This window comes from Nocardiopsis deserti, assembly GCF_008638355.1.
Classification (GTDB): domain Bacteria; phylum Actinomycetota; class Actinomycetes; order Streptosporangiales; family Streptosporangiaceae; genus Nocardiopsis; species Nocardiopsis alborubida.
Window position 1 is genome coordinate 11665 of sequence record NZ_VWVS01000029.1, and the last position, 18132, is coordinate 29796.

At 75.5% G+C, this 18132-nt stretch carries 17 protein-coding genes; 13 read left to right on the top strand and 4 right to left on the bottom strand.

The window, feature by feature from the left end; genetic code table 11:
- Positions 1-137 precede the first annotated feature (137 nt).
- The gene (locus FYW99_RS29585) at positions 138-1169 is read right to left on the bottom strand and encodes a glycosyltransferase family 9 protein (protein ID WP_150255499.1); all 1032 of its coding nucleotides are present in this window, start codon (positions 1167-1169) and stop codon (positions 138-140) included.
- A gap of 7 nt (positions 1170-1176) precedes the next feature.
- Positions 1177-1599 carry a CBS domain-containing protein gene (locus FYW99_RS29590; protein ID WP_150255502.1) on the bottom strand — a complete coding sequence of 141 codons (423 nt, stop codon included), beginning with the start codon at positions 1597-1599 and terminating at the stop codon, positions 1177-1179.
- Positions 1600-1872: 273 nt separating this feature from the next.
- Between FYW99_RS29590 and FYW99_RS29595 the strand changes: the two genes are divergently transcribed.
- The 11 genes from FYW99_RS29595 to FYW99_RS29645 all read left to right on the top strand — a co-directional run bounded on the left by FYW99_RS29595 (position 1873) and on the right by FYW99_RS29645 (position 14199).
- The gene (locus tag FYW99_RS29595) at positions 1873-3531 is read left to right on the top strand and encodes a carbamoyltransferase family protein (protein WP_150255505.1); all 1659 of its coding nucleotides are present in this window, start codon (positions 1873-1875) and stop codon (positions 3529-3531) included.
- Complete coding sequence (locus tag FYW99_RS29600; protein WP_150255507.1) at positions 3528-5024, top strand: HAD-IIIA family hydrolase; 1497 nt, start codon at positions 3528-3530, stop codon at positions 5022-5024. Before FYW99_RS29595 ends, FYW99_RS29600 begins: the two co-directional genes overlap by 4 nt.
- The gene (locus tag FYW99_RS29605; RefSeq protein ID WP_150255509.1) at positions 5021-6037 is read left to right on the top strand and encodes a glycosyltransferase family 9 protein; all 1017 of its coding nucleotides are present in this window, start codon (positions 5021-5023) and stop codon (positions 6035-6037) included. Before FYW99_RS29600 ends, FYW99_RS29605 begins: the two co-directional genes overlap by 4 nt.
- Positions 6034-7086 carry a glycosyltransferase gene (locus tag FYW99_RS29610; protein WP_150255511.1) on the top strand — a complete coding sequence of 351 codons (1053 nt, stop codon included), beginning with the start codon at positions 6034-6036 and terminating at the stop codon, positions 7084-7086. The genes FYW99_RS29605 and FYW99_RS29610 overlap by 4 nt, the downstream gene beginning before the upstream one ends.
- On the top strand, positions 7083-8351 hold the full coding sequence (locus FYW99_RS29615) for a glycosyltransferase (protein ID WP_150255513.1): 1269 nt from the start codon (positions 7083-7085) through the stop codon (positions 8349-8351). Before FYW99_RS29610 ends, FYW99_RS29615 begins: the two co-directional genes overlap by 4 nt.
- Positions 8351-8941 (top strand): D-sedoheptulose-7-phosphate isomerase, encoded by a 591-nt coding sequence (locus FYW99_RS29620; RefSeq protein ID WP_150255516.1) that lies wholly within the window; start codon positions 8351-8353, stop codon positions 8939-8941. The genes FYW99_RS29615 and FYW99_RS29620 overlap by 1 nt, the downstream gene beginning before the upstream one ends.
- Positions 8938-10338 (top strand): D-glycero-beta-D-manno-heptose 1-phosphate adenylyltransferase, encoded by a 1401-nt coding sequence (rfaE2, locus tag FYW99_RS29625; RefSeq protein ID WP_150255518.1) that lies wholly within the window; start codon positions 8938-8940, stop codon positions 10336-10338. Before FYW99_RS29620 ends, rfaE2 begins: the two co-directional genes overlap by 4 nt.
- 76 nt (positions 10339-10414) lie before the next feature.
- Positions 10415-11101: an SDR family oxidoreductase gene (locus FYW99_RS29630; RefSeq protein ID WP_150255521.1), complete on the top strand. Its 687-nt coding sequence runs from the start codon at positions 10415-10417 to the stop codon at positions 11099-11101.
- A 256-nt stretch (positions 11102-11357) separates the two neighbouring features.
- Positions 11358-12350 carry a UDP-glucuronic acid decarboxylase family protein gene (locus FYW99_RS29635; RefSeq protein ID WP_150255524.1) on the top strand — a complete coding sequence of 331 codons (993 nt, stop codon included), beginning with the start codon at positions 11358-11360 and terminating at the stop codon, positions 12348-12350.
- Between the two features lie 77 nt (positions 12351-12427).
- Positions 12428-13303, top strand: coding sequence for a glycosyltransferase family 2 protein (locus tag FYW99_RS29640; protein ID WP_150255526.1), 876 nt, complete (start codon positions 12428-12430; stop codon positions 13301-13303).
- Complete coding sequence (locus FYW99_RS29645; protein ID WP_150255528.1) at positions 13300-14199, top strand: glycosyltransferase family 2 protein; 900 nt, start codon at positions 13300-13302, stop codon at positions 14197-14199. The genes FYW99_RS29640 and FYW99_RS29645 overlap by 4 nt, the downstream gene beginning before the upstream one ends.
- A 103-nt stretch (positions 14200-14302) precedes the next feature.
- On the opposite strand, the gene FYW99_RS29650 is transcribed toward FYW99_RS29645, so the two are convergent.
- On the bottom strand, positions 14303-14833 hold the full coding sequence (locus tag FYW99_RS29650; protein WP_150255530.1) for a DinB family protein: 531 nt from the start codon (positions 14831-14833) through the stop codon (positions 14303-14305).
- Positions 14834-15006: 173 nt separating this feature from the next.
- Here FYW99_RS29650 and FYW99_RS29655 point away from each other — a divergent pair, with 173 nt between their 5' ends.
- Both FYW99_RS29655 and FYW99_RS29660 read left to right on the top strand, forming a co-directional pair.
- A complete protein-coding gene (locus FYW99_RS29655) occupies positions 15007-15780 on the top strand; it encodes a MerR family transcriptional regulator (protein ID WP_150255532.1) in 774 nt (257 codons plus the stop codon).
- Positions 15777-16139 (top strand): hypothetical protein, encoded by a 363-nt coding sequence (locus FYW99_RS29660; protein ID WP_150255534.1) that lies wholly within the window; start codon positions 15777-15779, stop codon positions 16137-16139. Before FYW99_RS29655 ends, FYW99_RS29660 begins: the two co-directional genes overlap by 4 nt.
- A 112-nt stretch (positions 16140-16251) precedes the next feature.
- Here the strand turns inward: FYW99_RS29660 and FYW99_RS29665 are convergent, their stop codons facing one another.
- A complete protein-coding gene (locus tag FYW99_RS29665) occupies positions 16252-18048 on the bottom strand; it encodes an acyl-CoA dehydrogenase (protein WP_150255537.1) in 1797 nt (598 codons plus the stop codon).
- Between the last annotated feature and the right edge of the window lie 84 nt (positions 18049-18132).

Sequence of the window (18132 nt, forward strand, 5' to 3'; positions counted from 1 at the left end):
AGCCCAACCTCGCTACAAGTACAGGGTCGCCGCGGGACAGGGCACCTTGCGTCACATCGGCAACGTTTTCGGCCAGTCCGCACCCAGCACCCATCGGCGGAAGCTGCATCTATCGGCGAAGGCTCGCGGAGCAGGGCTCAGGAACCGCGGAGGGCGTCCTCGGCGGTGGGGCGGCCGGAGGCGCGCACGGTCCGGCACGCGGCGACGACCTCCTCGACGCCGATCGCGTCCAGGCCCGGGTCCAGCGTGGCGGAGTGCGGATCGCCCGGGCGGCCCGCCCACAGGCACGCGTGGATCTCCCGGTCCACCCGCGGGCCCCACAGCTCCGGGGAGACCGGCCCGAACAGGCGCACCGACGGCGTGCCGTAGGCCGTGGCCAGGTGGCCGATCCCGGTGTCCCCGCACACCACCAGCCGAGCCTGGCTGACCAGCCGCGCCAGCAGGTCCAGGGACGTGCGCCCGGCCAGCACCGCCCGGCTGCCGAGCCCGGCGGCCTCGGCCACCCGCTCGGCCAGCGCGGTCTCGTTCTGCGAGCCGGTCACCAGCACCCGCAGCCCCGAGGCCGACAGCTCCCCGGCCACCCGGGCGAAACGCTCCGCGGGCCACCGGCGCGATCCGGAGGCGGCCCCCGGGTGGACGATCGCGGTGTCCTCCTCGACCACCGCGCCCGTCCCCTCCGGAGGACTCGGCCACCGCAGGTCGTCCGGGTCGGCCGCCACACCGTGCGAGTGCAGCAGGCGGCACCAGATCTCGGCGTCGTGGACCCCCTCGGGCCACTCCGGGCCCGGCCACCGCGGGGCGGACGGGTGGCCGTGCGTCCACAGCCGCCCCGGCGTCAGCGCGGCCAGGGCCGCCGTGCTCTGCGGTCCGCGGCCGTGCAGGTTGACCGCCAGGTCCGGGGCGCCGGTGTCGGGCGCGCGCAGCGGCTCGGCCGCCAGGACCTCCCAGTCCAGCCCGGCCAGCGCGACCAGGTGCCGGTACCAGGCGGGGCCCGCCAGGGTCCGGTGCCAGGACGGCAGCGCCCGCTCCAACGCGCGCAGCGCGGGAACGGCCGTGGCGAAGTCGCCCAGCCCCAGCGCCCGCAGCGCCAGCAGGGACGGTCGTCCGCCCGTGTCGGGGGCCCCGCCCCCGTCCGGGCCTCCGCGGCCGGACGGCGGCGTCTCTCCCACCGGTGCCTCAGCGGTTGGGGTCGGCGGCGCTGACGTCGGCCAGCGCGGAGTCCTCGTCCACGGCCCGCGCCAGGTCGCCCATGGACACCACGCCCACGACACGGTCGCCGTCCACGACGGGAAGGCGGCGCACCGCGCTGGTGCGCATGACGTGCACCGCGTCGGCGATCCCGCTCTGCGGCGGCACGGTGGCCACCTCCGAGCTGCACACGTCGCTGACGCTGTGCTGGCCGGGGTCGGCTCCCTCGGCCACGCAGCGCACCACGATGTCTCGGTCGGTCAGGATGCCCATGATCCGCTTGTCCTGGGTCACGACGACGTCGCCCACGTCGGCGTCGCGCATGATCTCCGCGGCCTCACGCAGGGACGTGTCCGGCGAGACCGTGCGGACCGGGCTGCTCATCACCTGGTCGATGGTTCGCACCACCATGGTCCTGCTCCTTTCGTGCCGGTCGTGCCTCTCAGCTCTCACCGGTCCCATAGCCCGCATCCGTGGGGGCAAACATGACGGCTTCTCCACCGCAGCCGGACGGACCCCGGGCGCACGGGCGGCGGTCCCGGAGCGGTTTCCGCGCGCGCGTCGGTGCTGGTGAGCGGGTTCCGGTTCGCCTGTGGCCGATGTTTAGGCGTCGCTGCTGCTGGTAGTCGAGTGGGTGCGCTCGGCGTCTGAGTCCCAGACCCAGCCTGAGGAGGGAGCGGTTACATGCGTGTCCTCGGTGTCAACGCCGTCTTCCACGACCCGGCAGCGGCGATCGTCGTCGATGGCCGCACGGTCGCGGCGGCGGAGGAGGAGCGGTTCTCGCGGCGCAAGCACGGCAAGGCCGCGGTGCCCTTCTCCACGTGGGAGCTGCCGGAGCAGGCGATGCGCTGGTGCCTGGAGCGCGCGGGGCTGCGCCCCGCCGACCTGGACGCGGTCACCTACTCCTACGACCCCGCTCTGGCTGACCCCGAGGGGCCCGGACAGGACCGCGGCTGGGAACGCCTGCGCCTGTTCTACGTCGAGCGCGTGCCGCACTTCCTGGCCACCGCGCTGCCGGGCCTGGACCCGGCCAAGATCACCTACGTCCCCCACCACGTCGCGCACGCGGCCTCCGCGGGGCTCGCCGCCCCGCCCGAGGCCGGGGGCGGCGATTGCGCGGTCTTCGTGGCCGACGGCCGCGGCGAGAGCACCTCGCACCTGGCGGGCGTCTACACCGGCGGGAAGCTGGAGGTGCTGGCCCGCCAGCCGCTGCCCGAGTCCCTGGGACTGGTCTACGAGGAGCTCACCGAGCACGTGGGCTTCCACCGCTCCAGCGACGAGTACAAGGTGATGGCCCTGGCCTCCTACGGCGAGCCCACCATGCTCGACGCGGTGCGCAAGTGCGTGCGCTACGAGGGCGACGGCCTGGTCCGTGCCTCGGGCCTGGACTGGAACTCCCTGGCCGACCCGTGCGAGCCGGGACGGGAGCCCTCCAAGGAGCACGCGAACCTGGCCGCCAGCGTGCAGGCCGCCATGGAGGAGACCCTCCTGGCCGTCGTCGGCTGGCTGCACGAGCGGACCGGCCGCCCGTGCCTGACGATGGCGGGCGGGGTCGCCCTCAACTGCGTCGCCAACAGCCGCATCGCCCGTGAGGGGCCCTTCGAGAGGGTCTGGGTGCAGCCCGCCTCCGGTGACGCGGGCACCGCGCTGGGCGGCGCCCTGCACGTGGCCTCGCTCGTGGAGGACTCGGTGGCGCCCATGCCCGGGGCCGACCTGGGCCGCTCCTGGGACGAGGACGAGCTGCACGCGATCCTGCGCGAGGCCGACGTCGCGTTCGAGCGCCCCGACGACCTGGCCGACACCGTGGCCGAGGCGCTGGAGCGGGACGCGCTGGTGGCCTGGTTCCAGGGCGCCTCGGAGTACGGGCCCCGCGCGCTGGGGCACCGGTCCCTGCTCGCCAACCCGTCCAACCCCGACAACCTCGAACGGCTCAACCGGGTGAAGGGGCGCGAGCAGTTCCGCCCCGTCGCGCCGATGGTGGCCGAGCGCAGGGCGTCGGAGATCTTCTCCGGCGGGCCCCTGCCCAGCCCGTACATGCTCTTCGTCCACGAGGTGCACCCCGACTGGCGCGAGCGCCTGCCCGCCGTGGTGCACGTGGACGGCACCGCCCGCGTCCAGACCGTGGCCGAGCGGGACGACCCGCTCACCGCGCGCCTGCTGGACCGCTTCGAACAGCGCAGCGGCCTGCCGGTCCTGGTCAACACCAGCCTCAACACCGCAGGGCGGCCCATGGTCGACTCCCCGCGCGACGCCCTGGAGTGCTTCGGGTCCGCGCCCGTGGACCTGCTGGCCATCGGCCCGTTCGTCGTGCGCCGCCGGGCGGGCGAGGGGGCGCACCGGTGAGCGCTCCCCGCTACTCCGTGGTCGTTCCCACCATGGGGCGCGACACCCTGCCCCGCGTCCTGAGGCCGCTCCTGGACGCGCCGACCCGGGAGGCGCCCGAGGAGATCGTCGTCGTCGACGACCGTCCGCCCACCGACACCGCGCCGCTTCTCGGGGCCGACCACGCCCGGGTGCGGGTCCTGCGCTCCGGGGGAGGCGGCCCCGCCGCCGCCCGCCAGGCGGGATGGCACGCCTGCGCCTCCGAGTGGATCGCCTTCCTGGACGACGACGTGGCCCCGCCCGAGGACTGGCCGCGGCGCCTGTGCGCCGACCTGGCCGACCTGCCCCCCGAGGTGGGCGCCAGCCAGGGCCGCATCACCGTGCCCCGCCCCCGCGGGCACCGGCCCACGGACGCCGAACGGGCCACCCTGGCCCTGGAGGGCGCCCGCTGGATCACCGCCGACATGGCCTACCGCAGGAGCGTCCTGGAGGAGGTCGGCGGCTTCGACACCCGCTTCCCGCGCGCCTACCGCGAGGACACTGACCTGGCCCTGCGGGTCGTGGACGCCGGGTTCGTCCTCGTGCCCGGCGAGCGCGAGTGCGTGCACCCGCTGCGTGGCGGCGGACGCTGGGCGAGCCTGGCCGCCCAGCGCGGCAACGCCGACAACGCGCTGATGGACCGCCTGCACGGGCGCGGCTGGCGCAGCCGGGTCGGCGAGGGCCCCGGCGGGCTGCGCGGGCACGCGCTGACGACGGCCGCCCTGCTGGGCGCCGCCGGGGCGGCCCTGACCGGGCACCGCGCCGCGGCCGCCGCGTGCGCCGCGCTGTGGGCCGCGCGCACCGCCGCGTTCGCCCGGCGCCGGATCTCCGGCGGACCCGGTACCCGCGACGAGGTCACCGACATGCTGGTGACCAGCGCGCTCATCCCGCCCCTGGCCTGCTGGCAGCGTCTGCGCGGCGAGATCCGCCACGCCGGGGCGCGCCCCGCCCCGGGAGTGGCGGCCGTGCTGTTTGACAGGGACGGCACCCTGGTCGAGGACGTCCCCTACAACGGCGACCCCGACAAGGTGCGGCCCACGCCCTCGGCCGAACGGGCGCTCGCCCTGGCCCGCCGCGCCGGACTCGCCGTCGGTGTGGTCAGCAACCAGTCGGGCATCGCCCGCGGGCTGATCACCCGCGACCAGGTGGACGCGGTCAACCGGCGCGTGGAGGAACTGCTGGGCCCCTTCGACGTGTGGCGCGTGTGCCCGCACGGGGAGGAGGACGGCTGCGGGTGCCGCAAGCCCGCGCCCGGCATGGTCCGCTCCGCCGCGGCCGAACTGGGCCTACCGGCCTCCCGCTGCGCGCTGGTCGGCGACATCGGCGCCGACGTGGACGCGGCGCGGGCCGCGGGCGCGCGCGGGGTGCTCGTGCCCACCGCCGCCACCCTGGACGCCGAGCGCCGGTCCGCGCCCGAGAGCGCGCCCGACCTGGAGGCCGCCGTCCTGCGCCTGCTCGGAAGGGACGCCTCGTGAGCGGGGGCACCGTGATCGTGGCGCGCCTGGACAGCATGGGGGACGTCCTGCTGTCCGGACCTGCCGTGCGCGCCGTCGCCCACGGGGCCGACCGGGTCGTCTACCTCGCTGGTCCCCGGGGCGCCGAGACCGCCGCGACGCTGCCGGGCGTGGACCGCGTCCTGACCTGGTGCGCGCCCTGGATCGCCGCCGACCCGCCGCCGGTGGACGCCGCCGACGTCACCCGCCTCGTGGAGCGCCTGCGCGGCCTCGGCGCGGACGCCGCCGTGCTCCTGACCTCCTTCCACCAGTCGCCGCTGCCGCTGGCCCTGCTCCTGCGCATGGCCGGGGTGCCCCGGATCTCGGCCGTCAGCGAGGACTATCCGGGCAGCCTGCTCGACGTGCGCCACCACGTGGCCCACGGGATCCCCGAGGCCGAACGGATGCTGTCCCTGGCCAGGGCGGCCGGGTACCCGCGGCCCCCCGGGGACGACGGACGCCTGGCCGTGCGCCGACCGCTGCCCGACACCCGGGAGCTGACCGGGCCGGACGGATACGCGGTGGTCCACGTCGGCGCGGACGCGCCCTCCCGGGAGCTGCCGCCCGCCCTGGCCGCCAAGACCGTCGCCGCGCTGGCCGAGCGCGGACACCGGGTGCTGGTCACCGGCACCGCGGGGGAGGCCGCGGCGGCCCGCGAGGTCGCCGCGCACGGCGGAGCGGACCTGGCCGGGCGCACCACCGTCGCCGAACTGGCCGACGTGCTCGACCGCGCCGCCGTCCTGGTCTCGGGCAACACCGGCCCCGCCCACCTGGCCGCCGCCGTCGGCACGCCCGTGGTCTCGCTCTTCTCCCCGGTCGTGCCCGCCTCCGCGTGGGCGCCCCACGGCACCGCGGTCCGCGTCCTGGGAGACCAGCTCGCGCCCTGCGCCGACACCCGAGCCCGGGTCTGCCCCGTACCCGGGCACCCCTGCCTGAACTCCGTCTCCTCCGACGACGTCCTGACCGCCGTCGACGAACTCCTGGGGGAACGATGACCGTCCACCACCCGACACCCACCATCCCGGCGCCTGCTCCCCGGGGCATGGCGCAGGGCCGGGCCAGGACGCCCGCGCGCGTGCTGCGGGTCCTGCTCTGGCACGTCCACGGCTCGTGGACGACCGCGTTCGTCCACGGCGGGCACACCTGCCTGCTGCCGGTGACCCCGGACCGGGGGCCGGACGGGCGGGGCCGCGCCCGCACCTGGGACTGGCCCGCCAACGCCGAGGAACTGCCCCCGGTGGCGGTGCGCGACAGCGAGCCCGACCTGGTGATCCTCCAGCGACCGCACGAGATCGCCCTGGCCGAGGAGCTCCTGGGCCGCGTGCCCGGCCGCGACGTGCCCGCCGTCTACGTCGAGCACAACACCCCGCGCCAGGACGTGCCGGTCACGCGGCACCCCGTCGCCGACCGCGACGACATCCCCGTCGTCCACGTCACCCACTTCAACGACCTGTTCTGGGACTGCGGGCGCGCGCCCACCCGCGTGGTCGAACACGGCGTGCCCGACCCCGGGTACCGCTACACCGGCGAGGTCGCCCGCACGGGCGTGGTGCTCAACGAGCCCCTGCGCCGCTGGCGCTTCACCGGCACCGACCTGCTGCCCGCACTCGCCGAGCGCGTGCCCCTGGACCTGTTCGGCATGGGTGTGGCCGGGGTACCCGACCACCTCGGCCTGGCGCCCCCGCGGCTGCGCGCCCACGAGGACCTGCCCCAGGGCGCCATGCACGACGAGCTCGCCCGCCGCCGCGCCTACGCCCACCCCCTGCGGTGGACCTCGCTCGGCCTGTCCCTCATCGAGGCGATGATGCTCGGCCTGCCGGTGGCCGCCCTGGGCACCACCGAGGCCTACGAGGCCGTACCGCCCGAGGCGGGCACCGTCTCGACCGACCCCCGAGTACTCGCGGAGGCGCTGCGCGCGTTCCATGAGGATCGCGACCTCGCCCTTCGTGCCGGCAAGGCCGCCCGGACGGCGGCACTGCGCCGCTACGGGCTCACCAGGTTCCTCGACGACTGGGACCGGGTGCTACAGGAGGTGACGTCATGAGGATCGCCATGGTCTCCGAACACGCCAGCCCGCTGGCGGCGATCACCGGAGAGGACGCGGGCGGCCAGAACGTCCACGTGGCCGAGCTGGCCGCGGCGCTCGCCGCGCGCGGACACGAGGTCGTGGTCTACACGCGCCGCACCGACGCCGAGCGGCCCGACACCGTCTCCCTGAGCCCGGGCGTGCGCGTGGAGCACGTGCGCGCAGGACCGGCGGCCCCGATCAGCAAGGACGAGCTGCCCCGGTACATGCCCGAGTTCGCGCAGCGGCTGCGGGCCGCCTGGCGCGTCCAACGGCCCGACGTCGTCCACGCCCACTTCTGGATGAGCGGTTTCGCCTCCCTGCGGGCGGCAGGCGCCCTGGACCTGCCCGTGTTGCAGACCTTCCACGCCCTGGGCACCGTCAAGCGCCGCCACCAGGGCACGGACGACACCAGCCCCGTCGAGCGCGTTCCGACCGAGCGCGCCGTGGCCGGTCAGTGCGACATGGTCGTGGCCACCTCCACCGAGGAGCGGCGCGAACTCGCCGAGTGGGGGGTCCCGCCCGAGCGCGTGGCGGTGGTGCCCTGCGGCGTGGACACCTCCCGCTTCACCGCGAAGGGCCCCGCCGCCGAGCGCGGCGACCGCCCGCGCCTGCTCAGCCTGGGCCGCCTGGTCAGGCGCAAGGGCGTGGACACGGTGATCCGGGCGCTGGCCGAGGTGCCCGAGGCCGAACTCGTCATCGCCGGGGGAGCCGACCGCGAACGCCTGTGGACCCAGCCCGAGGCGGTGCGGCTGCGCATGGTCGCCGAGCGCGCGGGCGTCGATGACCGGGTCCGCTTCCTGGGCTGCGTGGACCGCGCCGAGGTCCCCGCCCTGCTCAGGTCGGCCGACGTGGCCGTCAACGTGCCCTGGTACGAGCCGTTCGGGATCTCCACCGTCGAGGCGATGGCCTGCGGCGTCCCCGTGGTCGCCTCCCGCGTGGGCGGCCACGTCGACACCGTCGTGCACGGGGAGACCGGACTCCTCGTCCCGGCCAGGTCGCCCAAGCGGCTGGGCCGCGCCGTGCGCTGGCTGCTCTCGGACGGGGCGACCAGGACCTCCTTCGCCGAGGCCGCGGCCGAGCGGGCGCGCGAGCGCTACTCGTGGGCGGAGGTGGCCCGGCGCACCGAGGAGTGCTACCTGCACGTGACCACGACCGCGACCGCGACCGGCACGGCCGTCCCGGCGCCCCGCGCGGGGCGCAACACGCCGGTCGCCACCACCACCGGGGGAGGCGAGGAGTGATGCACACCCATCTGAGACAGCTCAGCTCCGCGCTGGACGGCACGGACGCGGCCCTCGTCGAGGAATGGGGCCGCCGCGCCGCGCGCGCCCTGAGCGGGGGACAGCGCCTGTTCGCCTGCGGCAACGGCGGCAGCGCGGCCGAGGCCCAGCACCTGACGGCCGAACTGACCGGACGCTTCGAGGACGAGCGCGAGCCCCTGTCGGCCATCGCGCTGCACGCGGAGACCTCCAGCGTCACGGCCATCGCCAACGACTACGGCTACCACCAGGTCTACGCGCGCCAGCTGCGCGCCCACGCCCGACCGGGAGACCTGCTGGTGTGCATGTCCACCAGCGGCAACAGCGAGAACGTCGTCGCCGCTGCCAAGGCCGCGCAGGAGCTCGGCGTCACCTGCTGGTCCCTGACCGGCCCCGGACCCAGCGCCCTGGAGTCGCTCAGCGAGGAGACGGTCGCCGTCCCCGCGCCCAGCACCTCCACCGTGCAGGAGGTCCACCTGGCGCTGGTCCACGTGTTCTGCGCCGCGGTGGACGCCGAGGTCGCCGCCCGCGCGCACGGGGTCTTCGTCCCGGAGGGGAGGGCGGCCACATGAGCGACGCGACCGTGGTGGTGGTCGGCGACGCCCTGCTCGACGTGGACCTGCGGGGCGTGTCCCGGCGCGACTGCCCCGACGCGCCCGCACCCGTACTGGAGGAGCCCGAGTCCTGGTACCGGCCCGGCGGCGCGGCCCTGGCGGCCCGCCGAGCCCGGCAGGACGGCCACGACGTGGTCCTGGTCACCGCGGTGGGCCGCGACTCGGCCGCCGACGACCTGGCCGCGCTCGTGGGGGAGGGCGTCCGGCTGGTGGGGCTGCCCCTGATGGCGCACACGCCCACCAAGACCCGGGTCCAGGCCAACGGCCGCACCGTGGCCCGCCTGGACCAGGGCTGCGACGGCGTGGAACTCGACGCCCGCGCCGAGGAGGTCGCCGAGGCCCTGGCCGGGGCGGCGGTCGTGCTCGTGGCCGACTACGGGCACGGGCTCACCCGCCAGCGCGCCGTGCGCCGGGCCCTGGCGGCCTGCGCACGGCGCGTCCCGCTCGTGTGGGACCCGCACCCGCGCGGCGCCGACCCCGTACCCGGAACCCGCCTGGCCACGCCCAACGCCGCCGAGGCCGGGGTCTGCGGGGGCACCGACGAGCAGGCCCTGCGCCGGGCGGGGGAGCTGGCCTGGGCGTGGGGTGCGCACTCGGCGGCCGTCACCCTCGGCGCGCGCGGCGCCGCCTGGTCCGGTACGGGGAGCGAACGCGCACTCCTGCCGGGCTCGCCCGTCGACTCGCCGACGGACACCTGCGGCGCCGGGGACGCCTTCGCCGCCGCGTGCGCCACGGCGCTCGCCGACGGCGATGACGTGCGTGACGCCGTCCGCCGCGGGGTCGCCTCCGCCTCGGCCTTCGTCGCCGGGGGCGGGGCCTCGGCCTACGCCGCCCCGCGCCCCGCCGCCGGGGAGGCGCGCGCCGCCGCCGTGCCCGGACCCCGCACGGGACAGAGCGGCCCGGCGGGACGGGGCCGCCGGGCGGAGCGGGTCGTGGCGACCGGGGGCTGCTTCGACGTCCTGCACGCGGGCCACGTCGACCTGCTGCGCCGCGCCCGCGCCCTGGGCGACCGCCTCGTGGTCCTGCTCAACAGCGACGCCTCCGTGCGCGCGCTCAAGGGCAGCGGCCGTCCGGTGGTCGCCGAACACGACCGCGCCCGCGTGCTGAGCGCGCTCGACTGCGTGGACGAGGTGGTCCTCTTCGGCGAGGACACGCCCGTGCGCGCCCTGGAGGAGCTGCGGCCCGACGTGTGGGTCAAGGGCGGCGACTACGACGTGGAGGACCTGCCCGAGACGCCCGTCGTGCGGCGTGCCGGGGGAGAGGTGGTCACCGTGCCCCTCGTGCCCGGCCACTCCACGACCGGGCTGATCACCCGCATACGCGGCCGGGGCCGCGACGGGGCGCCCGCCCGCTGAGGCCCCCGAGACCGGACGCCCCTGCCCCGGCGCCCGGGAACGAGAGACGAACGACGACGGAGAACGAGGGAGACAGATGCGCCCGCTCGGAAACACGCTGATCACCGGAGGATCCTCGGGCCTGGGAGCGGCCACCGCGCAGGCCGTGGCCGACGGGGGCGGCCACCCGATCATCCTGGACCGCCAGCACCCCGGCAACGACTTCTCCTTCCACCAGGTGGACCTGGCCGACCGCGAGGCGGTCGAACGCGTCGTGCAGCAGGTCAGCCTCCAGCACGGACGCGTCGACGCCCTGGTCAACGCGGGCGGGACCGACGCCTGCGGCACGCTCACCGACGTGTCCGCCGAGGACTGGGAGCGGGTCATCCAGGTCAACCTCATCGGCACCGCCGCCGTGACCCGCGCCGCCCTGCCACACCTGCGCGCCTCCCGGGGCACGGTGGTCAACTGCGCCTCCACGCTCGGTCTGCGCGCGCTCAGCGACGCCACCGCCTACTGCGCCTCCAAGTTCGGGGTCGTGGGCTTCACCCGGGCGCTGGCCGCCGAGCTCGCCGGACAGGTCGGGGTGACGCTCCTGGTCCCCGGGGGCATGAGCACCTCCTTCTTCGACGACCGGCCCGACCAGTACAAGCCGGGCCCGGACGCCAAGCTCAACGCGCCCGAGGACGTGGCCCGCGCGGTGGTGTTCGCGCTGAGCCAGCCGCCCGGCTGCGAGGTGCGAGAGATGGTGATCTGCCCCTCGCAGGAGACGTCCTGGCCCTGAGCGGTGTCCTCCGGGGCCTCCGCTTCGCTTCGTCCCGTGTCCGGGAGCCCGAAGCACGGGAGTCGGGTTGAAGCAGGCACAGTGGCGCCTCCGGTGAGACGGCTCGTTCCTCGCAGTCTCACCTCCGCCGCCTCCAGAACCCCGTGGGCGCCCGAACAGCCCCCCTCACGCCAGGACTCCGTTCACAAGACAGGCCCCAGTGGCCAAAGAACAGCACCCAGGTAAGCGGTGAGACCATCCGAGGAGGTGGGCGACGATGCGCGAGTACGCGTCGAGAGGAAGGGCCCTGGTCACCGGTGGCGCCGGGTTTCTCGGCTCCCATCTGTGCGAGCGGCTGCTGGAGAGGGGCACACGCGTGGTGTGCCTGGACAACTTCGCCACCGGCCGGGCGCAGAACGTGGCGCACCTGGCCGGGCATCCCTGGTTCGAGCTGATGGAGGCCGACCTCACCGAACCGTTCACCCTGGAGGAACCCGTGGACGCGGTGTTCCACCTGGCCTCGGCCGCGTCGCCGCCCGACTACCTTCGTCTGCCGGTGGAGACGCTGGAGGTGGGCAGCCTGGGCACCCGCAACGCGCTGGAGTGCGCCGAGCGGTACGGCGCCCGCCTGGTCCTGGCCTCCACCAGCGAGGTGTACGGCGACCCGCTGGAGTACCCGCAGCGCGAGACCTACTGGGGCAACGTCAACCCGGTCGGCCCGCGCAGCGTCTACGACGAGGCCAAGCGCTACGCCGAGTCGCTGACCATGGCCCACCACCGCGCCCGCGGGGCCGACGTGGGCATCGCCCGCATCTTCAACTGCTACGGGCCGCGCATGCGCGCCGACGACGGCCGCATGGTGCCCACCTTCGTCAACCAGGCGCTGGAGGGCAGGCCGCTGACGGTGGCGGGCGACGGCCACCAGACGAGGTCGCTGTGCTATGTGGACGACACCGTGCGGGGCCTGATCGCCCTGGCCGACAGCGAGGCGACGGGACCGGTCAACATCGGCAGCGACGAGGAGCTGTCCGTGCTGAACCTGGCCCGCGTGGTCCTCAGCGTCACCGGGACGCGGTCGGAGATCACCTTCGTCGAGCGCCCCGAGGACGACCCGCACTTCCGGCGCCCCGACATCCGCCTGGCCGAGGAGGCCCTGGGCTGGAGGCCGCGCATCCGGCTGGACGAGGGGCTGCGCCGCACCGTCGCCTACTTCGTGGACCATCGCGACCGCTACGAGGACCTGTCCGAGGGCGCCGCGCCCGCCAACTGAGGGCCGGACCGGAGGCGGTGCCTGCGCCGGTGTGATGTGCGGGGCGGCCAGGACGCGAGAAGGGGGAGAGGACCAGGGTGGGGAATCCGGAGCGCTCACGGGTCACCGTGGTGGTGGCCACCCGCGATCGGCGCGGAGAACTGCTGCGTACGCTGGGGCACCTGGAACGGCTGGAGCCCCGGCCGCCCGTGGTGGTCGTGGACAACGCCTCCAGCGACGGCACCGCCGAGGCCGTGCGCGAGGGCTTCCCCGACGTCGAGCTCGTGCGCCAGGACCGCAACACCGGCTGCGTCGCCCGCAACACCGGGGTGGCGCGCGCCCGGACGCCCTACGTCGCCTTCTGCGACGACGACTCCTGGTGGGCGCAGGGGGCGCTGGAGGCGGCGGCCGACGCCCTGGACGCCCACCCGCGTCTGGGGCTGGTCGCCGCGTCGGTGTTCGTCGGAGAGGAGGGGCGGCCCGACCCGCTCAACGGGGCGCTGGCCCACAGCCCGCTCCCGGACGGAGACGGCCTACCCGGCCCGCGGATCCTCGGCTTCCTGGCCTGCGCCGCCGTGGTGCGGCGCGAGGCCTTCACGGAGGCGGGCGGCTTCAACCACCTGCTGTTCTTCGCCGGTGAGGAGGCCCTCCTGGCCCAGGACCTGGCGGCCTCGGGCTGGGAGCTGTGCCACCTGGAGCACGTGCGCGTGCACCACCATCCGTCCTCGGCGCGTCCGCCCGGCCTGTGGCGGCGCACGCTGGAGGAGCGCAACGCCCTCCTGACGGTCTGGCTGCGCCGCCGCACCGGCCTGGCCCTGGCACGCACGGTCCGGCTGGCGGGGCGCTCGCTGCGCGACCCCGTCTCGCGCGGCGCCCTGACCGGGGCGCTACGGGTCCTGCCCGCCGTGCTGGCCCGGCGCCGCCCGGTGCCCGCGCACGTGGAACGCGACCTGACCCTGCTGGAGGAGGCATGAGCCGGAGCGCCCGCGTCGGCGTCGTGGTCATCACCCGCGACCGCCGGGAGGAGCTGCTGCGCACTCTGGACCGGCTGGCGGACCTGCCGGGGCCGCCGCCGACCGTCGTCGTGGACAACGCCTCGGGCGACGGCACGGCCGCGGCCGTCGCCGAACGCCACCCGTGGGTGCGGCTCGTCCGGGCGGGAACCAACCTGGGCTCGGTCGGCCGCAACGTCGGGGTGGAGGCCCTGGACACGCCCTACGTCGCCTTCTGCGACGACGACACCTGGTGGGAGCCGGGCTCCCTGGAGCGGGCCGCCGGCCTGCTGGACGCCCACCCCGGGCTGGGGTCGGTCACGGCGCGGCTGATCGTCGAGCCCGCGGGCAGCGAGGACCCCATCACCCCGGAGCTGCGCCACTCGCCGGTGCCCGGGCCGGACTGGCTGCCCGGCCCCGCCCTGCTCGGGGTGCTCGCCGGGGTCACCGTGTTCCGCGTCCGCGCCTTCTGGCAGACGGGGGGCTTCTCCCGGCGCCTGTGGATGGGCGGGGAGGAGGAGCTGCTGGCGCTGGACCTGGCCGCCGCCGGGTGGTGGATGTGCTGGGACGAGGACACGGTCGCCCACCACGCCGCGTCGCCGGTGCGCGACCCCACCCGGAGGCGGCGCCTGGGCATCCGCAACACCCTGTGGACCGCGTGGCTGCGGCGCCCGGTGGACGGGGCGTGGCGGCACACGTGGTCGGTGCTGCGGTCGGTGCCGCGCGACCTGCCGAGCGCGATGGCCGTCGCCGAGGCCCTCGGGGGGCTGCCCTGGGTGCTGAGGGAGCGCGCACCGGTCCCGCCGCGGGTGGAGCGCGGTCTGCGCACACTGGAGGCGCCCCGCAGGGAGTCGCGGGCGCGGCGCTACGTGGGCTGAGCGGCCCGGGCCGCCGGGGGCGTTCGGGCCGCCTGGACCGTTCGGGCTCCCGGCACGGAGCTCCCGGGAGCGCCCGGCGCCCGGCCCACCCGTTCTCGGCGCGTCAGGCTTCGGGCGCCGACGCGGCGCGCAGCAGCCGCAGCTGACCGAGCTCGGCCACGTTCTTCATCAGCTCGCCGTTGACCCAGGCGGCCGTGTGCTCGACCGCCAGTCCCGAGTCCGGCGGCCAGGGGAACGCGGCGGGGGCGTCCAGATCCGGGCCGGTGAGCCCCTCCAGCACCGCCAGCCACTGCGTCCGCAGCTCGCGCAGCCAGTCGGCCGCCTTCTCCGGGCCCGGCCAGCGGACCTCCTCGCGTTCGCGCGGAGCGCGTCCCCGCAGGTGGTCGAGGGCCGTGGACCACCACCAGCCGATGTGCCAGGTGACCCAGGCCGCGGTGGGCACGGGCACGGGGTCGGGCTCGGTGTCCGCCCAGTCCGGCACCCACCGGCCGTCCCCGTTCCGGCGCACCGTCCAGCACAGGGGGCCGGGCTCCCAGAGCAGGTCTCCGGGCTCCAGACGCTCCAGGTGGTACTCGAACAGGGACCAGGTGAGGTCGAACTGCCAGCGCAGCAGCGCGGAACGAGGGTCGGACATGGGACCAGCCTGGCACAGGACCCCGCCCGCGCCGAACCGGTTTTCCCGCGGCTGCCTCCACGTGGGCCCGGGCGAGGGAAAACCGGGTGAAAACGCCTTGCGGTTGACGTGACGTCAACGCCTAACGTCGTTCCCCGGGCCGGAGGGACCGGCCCGACGAGGGAGAGACCGCGATGTCCTGGTCGATGGGCGAGGTGTGCCGCATGAGCGGCGTCACCTCCCGCGCCCTGCGGCACTACCACCGGATCGGCCTGCTGGAGCCGGAGTGGATCGGGCCCGGCGGGATCCGCCACTACGGGCACGGCCAGCTTCTGCGCCTCCAGCACATCCTGGTGATGCGCGAGCTGGGCATGGGACTGTCCGACATCGCCCGTGCGCTGGACGAGCGCGGGGACCGGGCCGGGGCGCTGCGTGACCACCTGCGGGGCCTGCTGGCCGAGCGGGACCGCATCGACACCCTCGTCGCCACCGTGTGCCGCACCGTCGTCGCACTGGAGGAGGCAGACGCCATGAAGGCCGTGGACCACCCCGAGGACCTGTTCGCAGGGTTCGACGCGTCCGTCTACAGCGAGCGGGCCCGCGTCGAGTGGCCGCGCACGTGGGAGCGGGCGCGGCGGACCGCGGAGGGGATGACCGAGGACGACTGGGCGCGGTACCGCGACGAGGCCGCGGACCAGCTGCGACGCATGGCCGCCCACCTGGTCGCGGGGATTCCGCCCGACGCTCCGGCGGTCCAGACCGAGGTGCACGTCCACTACCTGGCGGTGAGCCGGATGTGGGCCTGGACGCCCGACGCGTGCGCGTTCGAGAGCCTGGGCCGGAGCTACGCGGAGGAGGGCCCCTGGCGCGAGGTCTACGAGGGCTGCGCCCCGGGACTGGCCGACTATCAGCACGAGGCCATGGCGTTCTACGCACGCCAGCGGCTCGACCCGAAGGAGGGCGCGTGATCCCCGAGGACTGGCCGACGCACCGTCGCGAGGAGGACGGCGAGGTGCTCGGCTACCTCGAACCCGTGGGGGAGGGGCGCTACCGTCCCGTCACCCCCTTCGGCCGTCCGCTCGACGGCCCAGGTGACGAGGACTCCGCCCGTACCGCCCTGGACGCCCGGGGGCTGTCCTACCTGGCCGACCCCTGGCTGCTCAGCCTCCCCGGGCGCGAGGAACCGATCAGGGTGCGGATCGTGGAGGTCAGCCCCGAGCGGGTGCGGGTGGCCAACATCGACTTCGGCTACGAGGAGGCCGATCTGGGCCGCGTCTTCGTCCTGGACGTGCCCGAGATCGAACGGCTCCGCCCGGCCGGGGGCTGAACGGAGGGCCGGGACCCCCCAACCCGAAGGGCGCGGGGCGCGATCGCGCGCCCCGCGCCGCGGGCGGCGCCGCCTCCCGGGGAACGGCACCCCCGCCCTCGCCGCCCCGCCCTCAGAGGACGTCGGGCGAGACGTCCAGCACCGTGCGGTCGCGGGAGGCCACCAGGTCGAACTGCGGTCCGGTGCGCGGCAGCTCGTGCCGGAAGAAGTACGCCGCCGCGGCGCGCTTGCCCTCGTAGAAGCCGCCCTCGCGCCCGTGCGCGGCCACCAGCTGCTCCAGCCACATCCAGGCGACCACCACGTGCCCCACCGCCTCCAGGTAGGGGGTGGCGTTGGCCAGCGCCACCGCCGGGTCGCCCTCGGCCCAGGCCGCGGCGGCCGTCTCCACGGTCCGGTCCAGGGCCTCCGACAGCAGCTCCGCGTACTCGGCCTCGCGCCCGCCCAGCCCCCGGGCCCGCTCCGCCGTCGCGCGCGCCGTCTCCACCAGCAGCGACAGCCGGGAGCCGCCGTCGAGCACGGCCTTGCGCCCCAGCAGGTCCAGGGCCTGGATGCCGTGGGTCCCCTCGTGGATCGGGTTGAGCCGGTTGTCCCGGTAGTGCTGCTCCACGTCGTACTCGCGCGTGTACCCGTACCCGCCGTGCACCTGGATGGCCAGGCTGTTGGCCTCCACGCACCACTGGGAGGGCCAGCTCTTGGCGATCGGCGTGAGCACGTCCAGCAGCAGGTGGGCCCGTGCGCGCGCCTCCTCGTCCCCGGCGCTGGCGGTCTCGTCCACCAACCGGGCGCAGTACAGCACCAGGGCGAGCGCGCCCTCGACGTAGCTCTTCTGGGCGAGCAGCATCCGGCGCACGTCGGTGTGGTCGATGATGGGGACCTGCGGCCGCTCGGGGTCCTTGCCGCCCAGCGGGCGGCCCTGGAGGCGCTCGCGGGCGTAGGCCAGCGACTTGAGGTAGCCGGTGTAGCCGACGGCGGCGGCGCCCGCGCCCACCCCGATCCGGGCCCCGTTCATCATGTGGAACATGTACTTCAACCCCTGGTGGGGCTCGCCGACCAGGTAGCCGACCGCGCCCGGCCGCCCGCCGGGCGTGTGGCGGCCCTCGCCGAAGTTGAGCAGCGCGTTGACGGTGCCCCGGTAGCCCATCTTGTGGTTGAGACCGGCGGGCACGACGTCGTTGCGCTCGCCGACCGACCCGTCGGCCTCCAGCAGGTACTTGGGCACGACGAACAGGGAGATGCCCCGGACCCCGGGCGGGCCGCCGGGGATCTTGGCCAGTACCAGGTGCACGATGTTCTCGGTCAGCTCGTGGTCGCCCGCCGAGATCCACATCTTGTTGCCGAACAGCCGGTAGCCGCCCTCCCCGTCCTCCTCGGCGCGGGTGGTGATGTCGGCCAGCGAGCTGCCCGCCTGCGGCTCGGACAGGCACATGGTCCCGGTGAAGCGCCCCTCCACCATGGGGCGCACCCAGGTGTCGACCTGCTCGGGGCTGCCGTGCGCCAGGAGCAGGCGCGCGTTGCCGGAGGTGAGGAAGGGATAGGCAGAGGTGCCCAGGTTGGCGGCCTGGAAGTAGGCGCCGCACGCGCTGGAGACCACGTGCGGGAGCTGGGCGCCGCCCACGGAGGCGGGCATCCCGGCGGCGCTCAGCCCGGTCTCGGCGTAGACCTCCAGGGCCCTTCCCACCTCGGGGATGACGTGGACGCGCTCGCCGTCGAAGCGGGGCTCGTTGGCGTCGTTGGCCTTGTTGTGCGGCGCGAAGTGGTCGGTGGCCACGCGTTCGGCCAGCTCCAGCGCGGCGTCGAGGGTCTCGCGGGAGTGGTCGGCGTAGTGGGGGCGGCTGGTGAGCGCCTCGGTGTCGAGCCACTCGTAGAGCAGGAAGTGCAGGTCGCGCGTGGACAGCAGGGTGGACGCCACGGGTCGCCTCCTTGAGATCGTGGACCGACTGGTCGGTATGCTACCCGGTCCGCGGGGCTCGGGGGCGACCGGGGACACGCGGCC